The sequence below is a fragment of the Aquabacterium sp. genome, from assembly GCF_036279655.1.
Lineage (GTDB): Bacteria > Pseudomonadota > Gammaproteobacteria > Burkholderiales > Burkholderiaceae_C > Aquabacterium.
In genome coordinates, this window is the sequence record NZ_DASUIT010000156.1 from 51,490 (window position 1) to 66,774 (window position 15,285).

15 protein-coding genes are annotated in these 15,285 nt (G+C 64.4%); 8 read left to right on the forward strand and 7 right to left on the reverse strand.

The genetic code is table 11. The features are described 5' to 3' along the window. Window positions 1-24 precede the first annotated feature (24 nt). The 6 genes from adk to VFW84_RS16740 all read right to left on the reverse strand — a co-directional run bounded on the left by adk (window position 25) and on the right by VFW84_RS16740 (window position 4,084). Window positions 25-681: an adenylate kinase gene (gene adk, locus VFW84_RS16715; protein WP_329681601.1), complete on the reverse strand. Its 657-nt coding sequence runs from the start codon at window positions 679-681 to the stop codon at window positions 25-27. A gap of 121 nt (window positions 682-802) precedes the next feature. Further along, window positions 803-1,555 carry a 3-deoxy-manno-octulosonate cytidylyltransferase gene (kdsB, locus tag VFW84_RS16720; RefSeq protein WP_329681616.1) on the reverse strand — a complete coding sequence of 251 codons (753 nt, stop codon included), beginning with the start codon at window positions 1,553-1,555 and terminating at the stop codon, window positions 803-805. 17 nt (window positions 1,556-1,572) lie between these two features. Next, the gene (locus tag VFW84_RS16725) at window positions 1,573-1,773 is read right to left on the reverse strand and encodes a Trm112 family protein (RefSeq protein WP_329681602.1); all 201 of its coding nucleotides are present in this window, start codon (window positions 1,771-1,773) and stop codon (window positions 1,573-1,575) included. Beyond that, a complete protein-coding gene (gene lpxK, locus VFW84_RS16730; RefSeq protein ID WP_329681603.1) occupies window positions 1,758-2,909 on the reverse strand; it encodes a tetraacyldisaccharide 4'-kinase in 1,152 nt (383 codons plus the stop codon). The genes VFW84_RS16725 and lpxK overlap by 16 nt, the downstream gene beginning before the upstream one ends. 21 nt (window positions 2,910-2,930) lie before the next feature. Continuing rightward, window positions 2,931-3,422: a biopolymer transporter ExbD gene (locus tag VFW84_RS16735; RefSeq protein ID WP_329681617.1), complete on the reverse strand. Its 492-nt coding sequence runs from the start codon at window positions 3,420-3,422 to the stop codon at window positions 2,931-2,933. A 23-nt stretch (window positions 3,423-3,445) separates the two neighbouring features. Next, window positions 3,446-4,084 (reverse strand): MotA/TolQ/ExbB proton channel family protein, encoded by a 639-nt coding sequence (locus VFW84_RS16740; protein ID WP_329681604.1) that lies wholly within the window; start codon window positions 4,082-4,084, stop codon window positions 3,446-3,448. A 461-nt stretch (window positions 4,085-4,545) separates the two neighbouring features. Here VFW84_RS16740 and xseA point away from each other — a divergent pair, with 461 nt between their 5' ends. The 7 genes from xseA to zapE all read left to right on the forward strand — a co-directional run bounded on the left by xseA (window position 4,546) and on the right by zapE (window position 14,157). Continuing rightward, the gene (gene xseA / locus VFW84_RS16745; RefSeq protein WP_329681605.1) at window positions 4,546-5,844 is read left to right on the forward strand and encodes an exodeoxyribonuclease VII large subunit; all 1,299 of its coding nucleotides are present in this window, start codon (window positions 4,546-4,548) and stop codon (window positions 5,842-5,844) included. An 83-nt stretch (window positions 5,845-5,927) separates the two neighbouring features. Then, window positions 5,928-6,509, forward strand: a complete 582-nt coding sequence (locus VFW84_RS16750) for a superoxide dismutase (protein WP_329681606.1) — start codon at window positions 5,928-5,930, stop codon at window positions 6,507-6,509. Between the two features lie 320 nt (window positions 6,510-6,829). Then, the gene (locus tag VFW84_RS16755; RefSeq protein ID WP_329681618.1) at window positions 6,830-9,688 is read left to right on the forward strand and encodes a 2-oxoglutarate dehydrogenase E1 component; all 2,859 of its coding nucleotides are present in this window, start codon (window positions 6,830-6,832) and stop codon (window positions 9,686-9,688) included. A gap of 98 nt (window positions 9,689-9,786) precedes the next feature. Then, window positions 9,787-11,067, forward strand: a complete 1,281-nt coding sequence (odhB, locus tag VFW84_RS16760) for a 2-oxoglutarate dehydrogenase complex dihydrolipoyllysine-residue succinyltransferase (RefSeq protein ID WP_329681607.1) — start codon at window positions 9,787-9,789, stop codon at window positions 11,065-11,067. A gap of 97 nt (window positions 11,068-11,164) precedes the next feature. After that, a complete protein-coding gene (locus VFW84_RS16765) occupies window positions 11,165-11,497 on the forward strand; it encodes a PspC domain-containing protein (protein WP_329681608.1) in 333 nt (110 codons plus the stop codon). Between the two features lie 29 nt (window positions 11,498-11,526). Continuing rightward, window positions 11,527-12,954: a dihydrolipoyl dehydrogenase gene (lpdA, locus tag VFW84_RS16770; RefSeq protein WP_329681609.1), complete on the forward strand. Its 1,428-nt coding sequence runs from the start codon at window positions 11,527-11,529 to the stop codon at window positions 12,952-12,954. A gap of 90 nt (window positions 12,955-13,044) precedes the next feature. Then, a complete protein-coding gene (zapE, locus tag VFW84_RS16775; protein ID WP_329681610.1) occupies window positions 13,045-14,157 on the forward strand; it encodes a cell division protein ZapE in 1,113 nt (370 codons plus the stop codon). A gap of 19 nt (window positions 14,158-14,176) precedes the next feature. Here zapE and VFW84_RS16780 read toward each other — a convergent pair whose 3' ends face one another. Beyond that, window positions 14,177-14,947, reverse strand: a complete 771-nt coding sequence (locus VFW84_RS16780; protein ID WP_329681611.1) for a PP2C family protein-serine/threonine phosphatase — start codon at window positions 14,945-14,947, stop codon at window positions 14,177-14,179. Window positions 14,948-15,053: 106 nt separating this feature from the next. Here VFW84_RS16780 and VFW84_RS16785 point away from each other — a divergent pair, with 106 nt between their 5' ends. Continuing rightward, entirely contained in the window at window positions 15,054-15,257 is a 204-nt protein-coding gene (locus VFW84_RS16785) for a YdcH family protein (RefSeq protein WP_329681612.1), read from the forward strand. Window positions 15,258-15,285: the final 28 nt, after the last annotated feature.

Consider the following 15,285-nt stretch of genomic DNA (forward strand, 5'->3'; position numbering starts at 1 on the left):
GTCGGCATGGGCCGACGTCCGCGCTTACTGGCCCAGGGCCTGCAGAGCGCGGGTGGTGATTTCGTCCACGGTGCCCAGGCCGCTGATCTTGCGGCAGGCCGGGGCGGCTGCGTCGCCGGTGGCGGCCCACTGGCTGTAGTAGTCCACCAGGGGGCGGGTCTGCTGGTGGTAGACCTCCAGGCGCTTGCGCACGGTGTCTTCCTGGTCGTCATCGCGCTGGATCAGATCCTCACCCGTGACGTCGTCCTTGCCTTCCACCTTGGGGGGGTTGAACTTGACGTGGTAGGTGCGGCCCGAGGCCACGTGCACGCGACGACCGCTCATGCGCTCGATGATGGACGAATCGGGCACGTCGATTTCCAGCACGACGTCGATCTTGACGCCGGCAGCCTTCATGGCATCGGCCTGAGGGATGGTGCGGGGAAAACCGTCGAACAGAAAACCATTGGCGCAATCGGGCTGGGCGATGCGCTCCTTGACCAGACCGATGATGATGTCATCGCTGACCAGGGCGCCAGCGTCCATCACCTTCTTGGCAGCCAGGCCCATTTCGGTGCCGGCCTTGATGGCGGCGCGCAGCATGTCGCCGGTGGAAATCTGGGGGATGCCGTACTTCTGACACAGGAAGGCGGCTTGTGTGCCCTTACCGGCGCCGGGTGCGCCCAACAGGATCAATTTCATGTGGTTCCTCGGTATCCGATGGATTCGGGCGGGCCTGCAGGCGCCGTGCCATCCATCAACAAGCGCGTGAGGATAGCACGCGCGTCCAGCCAACTGACCAGGGTTGCCCCGGCTTGGTGCATCAGGCGCCAAACAGTGCACGCACCCGCGCCAGATCCTCCGGTGTATCCACCCCGACGCCAGGGGCCTCGGGGCTGATGTGCACGGCAATGCGGTGGCCATGCCACAGCACACGCAGTTGCTCCAGCGATTCGATGGCTTCCAGTGGACTGGCCGCCAGCGACGGGAAGGCACGCAAGAACGATGCGCGGTAGCCATACAGGCCGATGTGCCTCAAGGGCGAGGCGTCCGGATGCAGAGCCCCTCGCTGTGGCGCATCACGCCACCACGGGATGGGCGCGCGCGAGAAGTACATCGCCCGCTGACGGGCGTCGAGAACCACTTTCACCACATTGGGGTTGGCCAGATCATCGGGGGATTCGATCGAATGGGCTGCGGTGCTCATGACGCAGTCCTGATGATGGGCCAGCATGGCGGCGCATTCGTCGATCAATACCGGATCGATCAGCGGCTCGTCGCCCTGCACATTGACGACCAGGTCATCGCCGTCCAGGCCCAGCAGTTCGCAGGCTTCGGCCAGACGATCCGAGCCGGTGGCGTGGTCCGATCGTGTCAGCACGGCCTGCACGCCATGCGCCTCGCAGGCTTGCACGATGGCGGCATCGTCTGCGGCAACGACCACTTGTGTGGCCTGGCTGAGCGCCGCCTGACGGGCCACACGAACGATCATGGGACGCCCGCCGATGTCGGCCAGTGGCTTGTTGGGCAGGCGACTGGAGGCCAGTCGCGCCGGAATCAGCACGGAAAAGCGCATGCGCATGTCCCCTGAGGTCAGACCGCGGCGAGCGGGGAAGGCGGCGGCTCGGTGGGCTCCAGGGGCAAGGCCTCGCTCTCCAGCATGATGGGGATGCCGTCACGGATCGGGAAGGCCAGCTTGTCGGCCTTGCACACCAGGGCATGACCCTCATCGCTGCGGTGCAGCGGGCCTTTGCAGATGGGGCAGACCAGAAGTTCGATCAATCGGGTGTCCATGGGGTGGGGGTATCTTTGGGGTGATGAGTGTGAGGGCGCAGCGGTGCCAGCCGCGCATCGAGATCCTGCCAGAAACCTGGGACAGGGGTGAACGCCAGCGGGGCGACCCACACCTGTGTGCCCGGGCGCTGCCGAGCCAGCCGGTCCGGCGAGAGTTTGACCGCATCCTTCTCGGTCATGATGACATGGCGCAAGCCCTCAGGCCAGGGGAGGGGGTCCAGCGCATCATGGTCGGGCAGGGGGCAGGGGGTGAAGCTCAGACCCATGGCCCGCAAAGGCTGGAAAAAGCGCTCCGGCTGTGCGATGCCGGCCAGGGCCCAGCAGTCTTGGGCCGATGCCGCGCGCAGCGCACGGATGTCTGGGGCGGCGGATTCCGGAGCGGGGCGGTCCTCTGACCACCAGAGGGACAGCGGCCGTGGCGGCAGCAGCAGCTTGTGGGCGACATGACCGGCCAGGGCGGTGCTGGGGCGATCCGCGTTGTAGAGCACCAGTGCCGGCTCAGTGCAGCCAGGGCCGGGGGCGGTGTTGATGGGCTCTCGCAAGGGGCCTGCCGGCAAGAGCAGGCCATTGCCAGCACCGCGCTCGTCAAAGACGACGATCTCGATCTGCCGTGCCAGTGCGAGGTGCTGCAGGCCATCATCACAGACCAGGATGTCGATCTCCGGGTGCGCTGCCACAAGGGCGCGTCCGGCCACTGCGCGACGAGAGGCCACGGCCATGGGTGCCCGGGTGCGGCGCCAGATCAACCAGGGCTCGTCACCGACGTCCCGGGCGCTCAGGGCCGACTGGTGATGTTCGTCAAGAATCAAGGCTGCGGCCTTGTCGCGCTGGCCATCAGGGGGCTGCTGGCGGCCATAGCCCCGCGACAGAACGCCGGGTGTCCAGCCTTGCTGGCGCAGATGCTCGATCAGCGCCAGCACCGTGGGGGTCTTGCCTGCACCGCCGACCACACGGTTGCCGACCACCACGACAGGCACCGGCACAGCCTGGGAGGTCAGGCACCCTCGCTGAAACCCCAGACGCCGGGCCCAGGCCAGGGCGAGCATCAGAAGATGCAGGGGCCACAGTAGCACCGCCGCCACGCCGATGTGGCGCCACTGCCGGGTCAGCCAGTCAGCCGCACGAGAGGAGGGCATGGCGGTCTGGCGAGGCGTGGGTCAAGGCTGGGTGGCCGCATCGCCAGCGGGCGCGCTTTGAGCGGGACCACCGTCGCTGGCCTCTGCTCCGGCATCGCCCTGCTGTTGTCCTTGCGTGGCAAAGGTCAACTGCGACAGGCCGACACGGCGCGCGGCGTCCATCACATTGATCACGCTCTGATGCGTGGCCGCAGCGTCTGCGCTGACCACCACCACCGAGTCCTTGGCCGCACCGGCCTGGCGCGACAGGGCCGCCGCCAGCAACTCCACGCTGCGGCCATCGACCATCTGCTGGTTGAGCATGTAGCGCCCGTCGGAGGTGACCAGCACCACCAGCTCTTTGGGTCGGGCCTTGGCGGCTTGCGCGTTGGCCTTGGGCAGGTTGATCTTGAGTTCGGTGAACTTCGAGTAACTGGTGGTCAGCATCACGAAGATCAGGATCACCAGCAGCACATCGATGAAGGGGATGAGGTTGATCTCGGGCTCTTCGCTGCGGCGGTGGCGAAAATTCATCGGCATGGGCGCATCCTGGCGGCTCAACGCCGGTTGTTGGTCAGGCGCAGCAGGTGCGGCACGATGCGGTCAGCGGCCTGCTCCATCTGCAGGATGAAGGCGTCGACCCGGCTGCGGAAATGGCGGTGCGCCACCAGGGAAGGGATGGCTACCATCAGACCGAAAGCAGTGTTGTAGAGCGCCACAGAGATGCCGTGGGCCAGATCCTGCGGGCTGGCGCCCGCGCTGCCGGAACCCGAGGCCCCCGAGGCGCCGAAGATCTCGATCATGCCGATCACGGTGCCCAGCAAGCCCAGCAGCGGCGCTGCCGTGGCGATGGTGCCCAGGGCGTTGAGATTGCGCTCCAGCACGAACACGGCCTGACGCCCCGCCGACTCCAGGGCACCGCGCAGATGCTGCTCGCTGGAGCGGGCTTCGGTGGCGGCCTGCAGTCCATGGGCCAGCACCATGCCCAGGGTGGAGTTGTCGGCCAGCTTGGCGATGGTGTCCTGCGAGGGCATGGACGTGCGCATCACCGACACGACCTCATCGACCAGTCGGGGCGGTGCCACCCGCGCAGCGCGCAGGCTCAGGGCCCGCTCGATGATCAGGGCCAGTGCGATCACCGAGCACACCAGCAAAGGAATAATGGGCCAACCAGCGGCTTGTAAGATCGACAGCAACAGTCTCTCCCGGGGGTCTGAGCAAGGGCGAAATCGAAGGGGCTTGCCGAGCGGTCAGTGCGATGGGCACGCCGTCCGGAACACGGCATTATCACGTCGAAACCAGCTCCACCCGGGTCTCGACGCACCGCAGCATGAACCTAGGGTTTTCTCTCGGTGAGATCACCGGACATGGCCAGGCTGTGACCGATGAGTCATCCACCGTTCCTGTGGATAACTTTGTGGGAAACCTGGTGGACGACGATGCCGCCCCCCGAAAAAACGGGCCATTTCCTAGATTGCCTAATTTTTGAGCAGTTTTTTATTCAATAAAATCAATAACTTATGACGACATCAAGGCTTTGCAGCAGAGGGATCCTCCTGGCGCCCCTGTGTCTGCGCGCTTGTGGACACAACAAGCCAGCAACGATGCGGCCTGGCGCCGGATCAGAGGTGTTTGAATCGACGCTCAGGAGGGGTTCATGAGTACTGCCAGTCGCGTCTGGGGGGTCTCGGCCCTGGTGCAGGCGGTGGGCGACACCTTGTCCGCCCGCTACGGCATGGTGGTGGTGCGGGGGGAGATCAGCGGCTTCACTCGTGCGGCCAGTGGACATGGCTACTTCACGCTCAAGGACGAACTGGGGCAAGGCAGCCTGCGCTGCGCCATGTTCCGCCGGGCGCTCTCGCAGGTGGACTTCCCCGTCAGCGAGGGGCAGCTGGTCGAGGCGCGCGGGCAGCTGTCGGTCTACGAGGCCCGAGGCGAGTTGCAACTGGTGGTCGACGGGCTGCAGCGCGCCGGTGCCGGCGCCTTGTACGAGCAGTTCCTGCGCCTGAAAGCACGCCTGGAAGCCGCCGGCCTGTTCGATGAGGGCCGCAAACGCGAGATCCCGGCCTTTCCGCGTCGTGTGGCGGTGGTCACGTCCCTGGCTGCAGCGGCGCTGCGTGACGTGGTGACCGCCCTCCGACGCCGAGCACCCCATGTCGAGGTGCTGATCGTGCCCTGCGCGGTGCAGGGCGCCGAGGCGCCGCCCCAGATTGTGGATGCCCTCGCCGGTGCGGCATGGCTTCATCGGCAGGGGCAGGTCCAAGGGCAGGGCCTGGACGCCGTGATCCTGTGTCGGGGCGGTGGCTCGCTGGAAGACCTCTGGGCCTTCAACGACGAGCGCGTGGTGCGTGCCGTGGTGGCCTGCCCCGTGCCCGTGGTCTGCGGTGTGGGGCATGAAACCGATGTCACCCTGGCCGACCTGGCGGCCGATCTGCGCGCGCCCACCCCCACGGCGGCGGCGGAGCTGGTAGCGCAGTCTCGCGACGAAGCCCTGGTCGATCTCGACACCTGGGCCGCGACCCTGCGCTGGCGTTTGCGACAACGTCTGGACCAGCATGCGCAGAGGCTGGACCAACTGGGCATGCGCCTGTCACGCCCAGGGCAGGTGCTGCATGTCCATCGCCAGCGCATGGGGTCGCTGGAGGCACGGCTCCATGCCAGCTTGCGTGAGCGCGTGGTGTCCATGCGACACAGCCTGGCACCCTGGTCGCCTCGGCTGGACCGCGCGCTGGCACAGCGCCTGGCCTGGGCACGCCAGCAGCAGGCCCACTTGGGGCAGCGCCTGGAAGCACTCAACCCGCAGCGCGTGCTCGAGCGCGGTTATGCCTGGGTCAGCCAGGCCGATGGCGCACCGCTGACCCGCGCCTCGCAAGCCCAGACAGGACAAAAGCTGGGCATCCAGCTCGCCGATGGCCGCCTGCAGGTCGAGGTCGATGGCATCGAGTCCCAGGACTGAATGCCCCTTCACTTCGATCGACTCCGCCACGCTTGCCTACAATCGGCGCCGAACCCTTTCACACACCACAGGACACACGAACCATGGCACACACGCTTCCCCCCCTGCCGTACGCCCAAGATGCTCTGGCGCCTCACCTGAGCGCCGAGACTTTCGAGTACCACTACGGCAAGCACCATCAGGCCTACGTCACCAACCTGAACAACCTGATCCCCGGCACCGAGTTCGAGAGCCTGTCCCTGGAAGACATCGTCAAGAAGTCCAGCGGCGGCATCTACAACAACGCGGCCCAGATCTGGAACCACACCTTCTTCTGGAGCTGCATGAAGCCCCAGGGTGGTGGTGAGCCGACCGGCGCCCTGGCTGCAGCCATCAACGCCAAGTTCGGCAGCTACGCCGCCTTCAAGGAGGCCTTCACCAAGTCCGCCGTGGGCAACTTCGGCTCGGGCTGGACCTGGCTGGTCAAGAAGGCCGACGGCTCGGTCGACATCGTCAACATGGGTCCCGCCGGCACCCCGCTGACCACCGGTGACACCGCGCTGCTGACCATCGACGTGTGGGAGCATGCCTACTACATCGACTACCGCAATGCCCGTCCCAAGTTCGTGGAAACCTTCCTGAACTCGCTGGTGAACTGGGACTTCGCCGCCAAGAACTTCGGCTGATCCACCTCAGCCCCCTGTGCTCGAGTCGGGCACACCCTGATCAAGCCGGGCACTGCCCGGCTTTTTCGTGGACTGAGACATCGCCCATCCCGTTTCAATCTCTGGGTGCTTTTTCAAGAAATTCGCTGACACAGCGAGACGAAAGGTGTCGGGAGTGGTACAGTGGCTGTGGTTTTCAACGGCCCTTCCCGTCGCCCTTGTTGGATTTTGCTTTCAAGCAGTCAGCAAGGCGGGTCGCAATCCGCCAACCGGTCAAGCCGTGTCGCGGAAGGTTTTCAACCAGCCAATGTCCCGGCAGACCCGGGAGCGAGGTGAGCGAAATGATGCAGCAGTTCAGGTCGAACTCGTACCTGTTCGGGGGCAATGCCCCTTATGTCGAAGAGTTGTACGAGGCCTATCTCGACAACCCCGGATCCGTGCCAGACAACTGGCGCTCCTACTTCGACGCCCTCCAGAACGTCCCCGCCGTCGACGGCAGCGATCATCGCGATGTGGCGCATGCCCCCGTGGTCGAATCCTTCGCGCAGCGAGCCAAGGCCAATGCCTTCATGGTCAAGACCAGCTCTGCTGATCTGGCCGTGGCCCGCAAGCAGGTGCACGTTCAGTCCCTCATCGCTGCTTATCGTTTCCTCGGCTCCCGCTGGGCAGACCTCGATCCGCTCAAGCGGCAAGAGCGCCCCCGCATCCCCGAACTCGAACCGTCCTTCTACGACCTGACCGAGTCGGACATGGACATCACGTTCAGCGCCACCAACACGTATTTCACCAAGGCCGAGCACATGACCTTGCGCGAGATCGTGCAGGCCCTGCGTGAGACCTACTGCGGCAGCATCGGTGCCGAGTTCATGCACATCACCGATCCCGGTGAAAAGCGCTGGTGGCAGGAAAAGCTCGAAAGCATCCGCTCCAAGCCCACCTTCAGTGCCGAGAAGAAAAAGCACATTCTGGAGCGCCTGACGGCCGCAGAAGGCCTGGAGCGTTTTCTGCACACCAAGTATGTGGGGCAAAAGCGCTTCTCCCTGGAGGGCGGCGAGAGCTTCATCGCCTCCATGGACGAGCTGATCCAGCGCGGTGGTGAGTCGGGCGTGCAGGAGATCATCATCGGCATGGCCCACCGTGGCCGCCTGAACGTGCTGGTCAACACCCTGGGCAAGCAACCTGCAGACCTGTTCTCCGAGTTCGAACACACGGCTCCCGAGCATCTGCCGTCGGGTGACGTGAAGTACCACCAGGGCTTCTCCAGCGATGTGAGCACGGCCGGCGGGCCGGTCCACCTGTCCTTGTCCTTCAACCCTTCGCACCTGGAAATCGTCAACCCGGTGATCGAAGGCTCGGTCAAGGCCCGCATGGACCGCCGCGGTGACGTCAAGGGCTCGCAAGTGCTGCCCGTGCAGGTGCACGGTGACGCTGCTTTCGCCGGCCAGGGCGTCGTGATGGAAACGCTGGCCCTGGCCCAGACCCGTGGTTACTACACGGGCGGCACGGTCCACATCGTCATCAACAACCAGATCGGCTTCACCACGTCCGACCCGCGCGACAGCCGCTCCACGCTGTACTGCTCGGACGTGGTCAAGATGATCGAAGCCCCTGTTCTGCACGTCAACGGCGATGATCCCGAGGCCGTGGTGCTGTGCACGCAACTGGCCCTGGATTACCGTCAGCAGTTCAGCAAGGATGTGGTCGTGGACATCGTCTGCTTCCGCAAGCTGGGCCACAACGAGCAGGACACGCCTGCCATGACCCAGCCGCTGATGTACAAGAAGATCGGCCAGCACCCCGGCACGCGCAAGGTCTATGCAGACCGACTGGTGGGTGGCGGCACTTTGCCAGCCACGGGTCCGGACGACATGGTCAAGGCCTATCGCGCCGCCATGGAAGCAGGCAAGCACACGGTCGATCCGGTGCTGACCAACTTCAAGAGCAAGTACGCGGTCGACTGGACACCTTACCTGGGCAAGAAGTGGACCGACAGCGCCGACACCGCCTTGCCGCTGGCCGAGTTCCGCCGTCTGGCCGAGCGCATCACGACCATTCCCCAGGACTTCAAGCCCCACCCGCTGGTGCAGAAGGTGGTGGATGACCGCGCCGCCATGGGCCGTGGCGAGATCAATGTCGACTGGGGCATGGGCGAGCACATGGCCTTTGCCTCCCTGGTGGCGTCGGGCTACCCGGTGCGCCTGTCCGGCGAGGACTGTGGTCGAGGCACCTTCACCCACCGCCATGCCGTGCTGCACGATCAGAACCGCGAGAAGTGGGACATCGGCACCTACGTGCCCCTGCAACACGTGGCAGAGAATCAGGCGCCGTTCGTGGTCATCGACTCCATCCTGTCCGAAGAGGCTGTGCTGGGCTTCGAGTATGGCTACGCCGGATCCGACCCCAACAGCCTGGTCATCTGGGAAGCCCAGTTTGGCGACTTCGCCAACGGCGCCCAGGTGGTGATCGACCAGTTCATTGCCTCTGGTGAAGTGAAGTGGGGTCGGGCCAATGGCCTGACCCTGATGCTGCCGCACGGCTACGAAGGGCAGGGCCCGGAGCACAGCTCGGCGCGTCTGGAGCGCTTCATGCAACTGGCGGCCGACAACAACATGCAGATCGTGCAGCCGACCTCGGCCAGCCAGATCTTCCATGTGCTGCGTCGTCAGATGGTGCGCATGTTCCGCAAGCCCTTGGTCATCATGACGCCCAAGTCGCTGCTGCGTAACAAGGACGCCACCTCGCCTTTGAGCGAGTTCACGCGAGGCGAGTTCCGCACCGTGATCGGCGAGGTCGATGAGAGCATCGACAACAGCAAGGTCAAGCGCATGATCTGCTGCTCGGGCAAGGTTTACTACGACCTGGTCAAGAAGCGCGCCGAGAAAAAGGCGCTGGACACGGTCATCGTGCGTGTCGAGCAGCTCTATCCCTTCCCGCACAAGGCGTTCTCGACCGAGATCAAGAAGTATCCCAACCTCACCGATCTGGTGTGGTGTCAGGACGAGCCTCAGAACCAGGGCGCCTGGTTCTTCGTGCAGCACTACATCCACGAGAACATGGCCGATGGCCAGAAGCTGGGGTATGCCGGGCGTCCTGCGTCCGCATCGCCGGCAGTGGGTTATGCGCACCTGCACCAGGAGCAGCAAAAGGCCCTGCTGGATCAGGCCTACGCCAAGCTCAAGGGATTCGTCCTCACCAAGTAATGCACGGCGCGCGAGATGCGTGCCGCCGGGCGCCGGGTTGTTGCAGCTGATGTGGCTGCCCCCGGTCGGTGAGCGCGCCGCGCCTTACGGAGAACATCATGGCAATCGTTGAAGTCAAGGTCCCCCAACTGTCCGAGTCCGTGGCCGAAGCCACGCTGCTGCAGTGGAAGAAAAAGCCCGGCGAAGTCGTCGCGGCCGATGAAATCCTGATCGAGATCGAGACCGACAAGGTCGTGCTCGAAGTGCCCGCACCGGCTGCAGGCGTGCTGGCCCAGCTCGTCAAGAACGATGGCGATACCGTCGGCAGTGATGAAGTCATCGCCCGCATCGACACCGAAGGCTCCGCTGCGGTCAGTCCGCTGGAAGTCAAGGCCATCGCCACACCGACCCCTGCACCTGCTGCCGCGCCCGCTGCAGCCACGGGTGGCAGCAAAGGCGATGTGGCCATGCCGGCCGCAGCCAAGCTGCTGGCCGACAACGGCCTGAGCACCGCACAAGTGGCAGGCTCCGGCAAGGACGGTCGCGTCACCAAGGGCGATGTGCTCGCTGCCGTGGCATCGGGCGCCAAGCCTGCGGCGGCTGTGGCTGCTGCACCTGCGGCCCCTGCCATCCCCACGGGCGTGCCCACCACGGCGCTGCCGGCGGTGCAAGCACCGATGGGGCAGCCCAACCTGGCCGACCGCCCCGAGCAGCGCGTGCCCATGAGCCGCCTGCGTGCCCGTGTGGCCGAGCGTCTGCTGCAGTCGCAGGCCACCAATGCCATCCTGACCACGTTCAATGAAGTGAACATGGCCCCGGTGATGGAGATGCGCAAGAAGTTCCAGGAGAAGTTCGAGAAGGAGCACGGCGTCAAGCTGGGCTTCATGAGCTTCTTCGTCAAGGCGGCGGTGCACGCGCTCAAGAAGTACCCCGTGATCAACGCCTCGGTGGATGGCAATGACATCGTCTATCACGGCTACTTCGACATCGGCGTGGCTGTGGGCTCGCCCCGTGGCCTGGTGGTGCCGGTGCTGCGCAATGCCGACCAGATGACCTTCTCCGAGATCGAAAAGAAGATCGCCGAGTTCGGCACCAAGGCGCGCGACGGCAAGTTGGGTCTGGACGACCTGACGGGCGGCACCTTCTCGATCTCCAACGGCGGCACCTTCGGCTCGATGCTGTCGACCCCGATCATCAACCCGCCTCAGTCGGCCATCCTGGGGGTGCATGCCACCAAGGACCGCCCGGTCGTCGAGAACGGTCAGATCGTGATCCGTCCGATCAACTACCTGGCCATGTCCTACGACCACCGCATCATCGACGGCCGCGAGGCTGTGCTGGGCCTGGTCGCCATGAAGGAAGCGCTGGAAGATCCGGCGCGCCTGCTGTTCGACATCTGATCCATCGTTTGAGTTTTTTGCGGCTGGGCGGGCCTCACGAGGGCCCGCTCGGACCAGCAAAAACGTCAGAACAAACCCCTCCCGGAGGATCTGAACCATGTCCCTTGCCGACGAGATCGAACGCCTGGCCGCGCTGCATGAGCGTGGCGTTCTGAGCGCGGACGAGTTCGCTCAGGCCAAGGCACGCCTCATTCAGGCAGGCCCTTCGGGACAGATGTCGACCTCCGCCCCGCTCGGGGGCGACCTGCCCGTCAACCGCCTGCGCCGCATCAAGGACGACCGCTGGCTCGGTGGGGTCTGCGGCGGTCTGTCGCGCATGACGGACGTGGAGTCCTGGGTCTGGCGTCTGGCGTTTGCCTTGCTGTTCCTGTTCTGGGGCTCTGGCCTGCTGCTCTACATCCTGCTGTGGGTCTTCGTGCCTGAAGAATGACCCCTGGCCCAACCACTGCTGAACACACCATGTCCAATCAATTCGACGTCATCGTCATCGGCGGAGGCCCCGGTGGCTACATCGCTGCCATCCGCGCTGCCCAACTGGGTTTCAAGGTCGCCTGCATCGACGAGTGGAAGAACGACAAGGGCGGCCCCGCACCCGGCGGCACCTGCACCAATGTCGGCTGTATTCCCTCCAAGGCCTTGCTGCAGTCGTCCGAGCATTACGACCAGGCGGCACACCACTTTGCGGATCACGGCATCACGGTCGACGGCCTGAAGATGGACGTGGCCAAGATGGTGGGACGCAAGAACACCGTCGTGAAGCAGAACAACGACGGCATCCTCTACCTGTTCAAGAAGAACAAGGTCAGCTTCTTCCATGGTCGCGGCTCCTTCGTGAAGGCCGTCGACGGCGGCTACGAGATCGCCGTGACCGGTGACAAGCCCGACACGCTGGCCGGCAAGCACATCATCGTGGCCACGGGCTCCAGTGCCCGCCAGTTGCCTGGCACGCCGTTCGACGAAAAGCAGATCCTGTCCAACGACGGCGCCCTCAACATCACCGAGGTGCCCAAGAAGCTGGGTGTGATCGGTTCGGGCGTGATCGGCCTGGAGATGGGCTCGGTCTGGCGCCGCCTGGGCGCGGAAGTCACCGTGCTGGAGGCCCTGCCAACCTTCCTGGGCGCCGTGGACGAGCAGGTGGCCAAGGAAGCCCAGAAGATCTTCACCAAGCAGGGGCTCAAGCTGCAACTGGGCGTGAAGATCGGCGACATCAAGGCCGCCAAGAAGGGCGTGTCGGTGGCCTACACCGACGCCACTGGCGCCGAACAGAAACTCGATTGCGACAAGCTCATCATCTCGATCGGCCGGGTGCCCAACACCACGGGCCTGAACGTCGAGGCGGTGGGCCTGCAACTGGATGAACGCGGCGCCATCGTGGTGGACGCGGACTGCAAGACCAATCTGCCCCAGGTGTGGGCGGTGGGCGATGTGGTGCGCGGGCCCATGCTGGCGCACAAGGCTGAAGAAGAAGGTGTGGCCGTGGCCGAGCGCATTGCCGGTCAGCACGGGCACGTCAACTTCAACACGATTCCCTGGGTGATCTACACCAGCCCGGAGATAGCCTGGGTCGGCAAAACCGAACAGGCGCTGAAAGAGGAGGGCCGGCCCTACAAGGCCGGTTCCTTCCCCTTCATTGCGAACGGGCGTGCCCGCGCGCTGGGAGACACCACCGGTTTCGTGAAATTCCTGGCCGATGCCGCCACCGACGAGATCCTGGGCGTGCACATCATCGGGCCCTTCGCCAGCGAATTGATCTCGGAGGCCGTGGTGGCCATGGAGTTCAAGGCCAGTGCCGAAGACATCGCCCGCATCTGCCATGCCCACCCCAGTTTGAGTGAGGCCACCAAGGAGGCTGCGCTCGCGGTGGACAAGCGCACCTTAAACTTCTGAGGTTTGCGCACAGTCTCGATGTGAGGGGTGGCCCGTGCTGCCCCTTTTTTCTTGACCGGTGCGCCCTGTCGACCCGATTGATTGTCTGCCATGCCCTCGTACAAAGTGTCCGTCACCGAGCTCTATCAGCAAAGCCTGGCCCAGCGCGGCTACAAGGCGGATGAGGCTCAGCTCATGGGCATCGCCGCATTGCAGCGCTGTCAGGACGAGTGGGCCGGCTACAAGCGCCAGCGCTCCAATGCGCTGACCAAGATGCTGCGCTATCCGCCCCTGCCCAAGGGCGTCTACATGTACGGTGGGGTGGGGCGGGGCAAGAGCTTCATCATGGACTGCTTTTTCAACGCGGTTCCGGTGGAGCGCAAGACACGCCTGCACTTTCACGAGTTCATGCGTGAGGTGCATCGCCAGTTGCATGAGCTCAAGGGGGTGCAGGATCCCCTGGAAGTGCTGGCCAAGCGCATGTCTCGGCGTCACCGTCTGATCTGCTTCGACGAGTTCCATGTGGCCGATGTGACGGACGCGATGATCCTGCACCGCTTGCTGGACGCGATGTTCCGTCACCGCGTCAGCATTGTCACCACCTCCAACTTCCACCCGGATCAGCTCTACCCCAATGGCCTGCACCGCGATCGCATCCTGCCCGCCATCGAGCTGCTCAAGAACCATCTGGAAGTGATCAACGTCGACAGCGGCACAGACTACCGCCGCCGCACGCTGGAGCTGGCCAACCTCTACCTGACGCCACTCAATGAGCAGACCGACCAGGAGATGACGGCCATCTTCGACAAACTGGCGGAAAGCGCCGAAGAAGACCCGACGCTGAACATCGAGCACCGTGTGCTCAAGGCCCGGCGCCGTGCAGGTGGGGTGGTGTGGTTCGATTTCACCACGCTGTGTGGTGGCCCCCGCTCACAGAACGACTATCTGGAGCTGGCCTCGCGTTTCCATACCGTGATGCTCAGCGGCGTGCCGCACATGCCCGTGCGCCTGGCCTCGGAGGCGCGACGCTTCACCTGGCTGATCGATGTGCTCTACGACCGCAAGTGCAAGCTGGTGATGTCTGCGGATGTGCCGCCTGAGCAGCTCTACACCGAAGGCCCGATGTCGCACGAGTTCCCCCGCACGGTCTCGCGTCTCAATGAGATGCAGTCCAAGGAATACCTCAGTGAAGAGCGCCGCGTGGTTGACACCTCGCTGACCTGAGGCCCTTGCGGCACCAGTCTCAGCTGGCGGCGGCTTCTACTCGGACAATGGCCAGGGACAGGTTGTCTCCGCCTCCCCGGGCGCGCTGCCGGGCCTTGCTCACCAACATTTCTGCTGCCTCACGCGGGGGCAGGGTGTGCACAATGGCCCCGATTTCGCGCGGCGTGAAGTAGTGCCACAGACCATCGCTGCAGGACAGCAGGCAGTCGCCTTGCTCCAGCGAATTGATGTGGTGGACCGCGTTGGGAGGATCTTGCTGCGTGCCCAGGCAACCGGTCAGCAGATTCGATTGCGGGTGCGCATTGGCCTCTTCTTCGGTCAACTGGCCCTCATTGATCAGGCGCTGCACAAAGGAGTGGTCCTGCGTGCGAAACAGCATGTCCGACTGGCGGAAGTGATAGACGCGGGAGTCGCCCGCATGCACCACGGCCGCAGAGCGATCGGGGTTGATCAGGAAGGCGGCCAGGGTGCTGTGCGGTTCTTCCTCGAAGGCGATCGCGGTCAGCTTGATCATCAGATGGGCTTCACTGAGCAACTGCTGCAGGGCCACTTCGGGGTCGTCCTTGGCCGGCACATAGCGATCGAAAATCTGCCGGGCCGTGAGGATGACCTGATCGGCCGCCTTGCGGCCACCGCTCTTGCCGCCCATGCCATCGGCCACCACGGCCAGCAGGCAGCCGGACACGCGGGGGTGCGGAAGAATTTCCACCTGATCTTGTTGGTACAGGCGATCGCCCCGGTGCAGGCCAGTGGCTGCAACAAGACGATAGCTGGGGGCATGGGTGCTCATGGCGAAAACTATAATGCGGATTCAGCCCCAGGAATTGATTCCCTCAGGCGTGTCCCTTTTTATATCGCGACGTATCCTGTCGCCCGGTGAACGCCTACATCTCACAATGCAAGAAAACCTGCATTCTCCCCAGCGCCGTTTGATCGAGTTGCGCATCGAGCATGCCGATCTGGACAACTTGATCGATCGGGCTGGAGACCAGACCGCTGTTGACGAGTTGACCCTGAGGCGACTCAAGAAGCGGCGTCTGCTGCTGCGCGATCAGATCTCGCAGCTCGAGGCCTTGCTGGACCCCAAAGAGCCGGCCTGAGCACCGAGCTGCCGTGGCTGAGACGTTG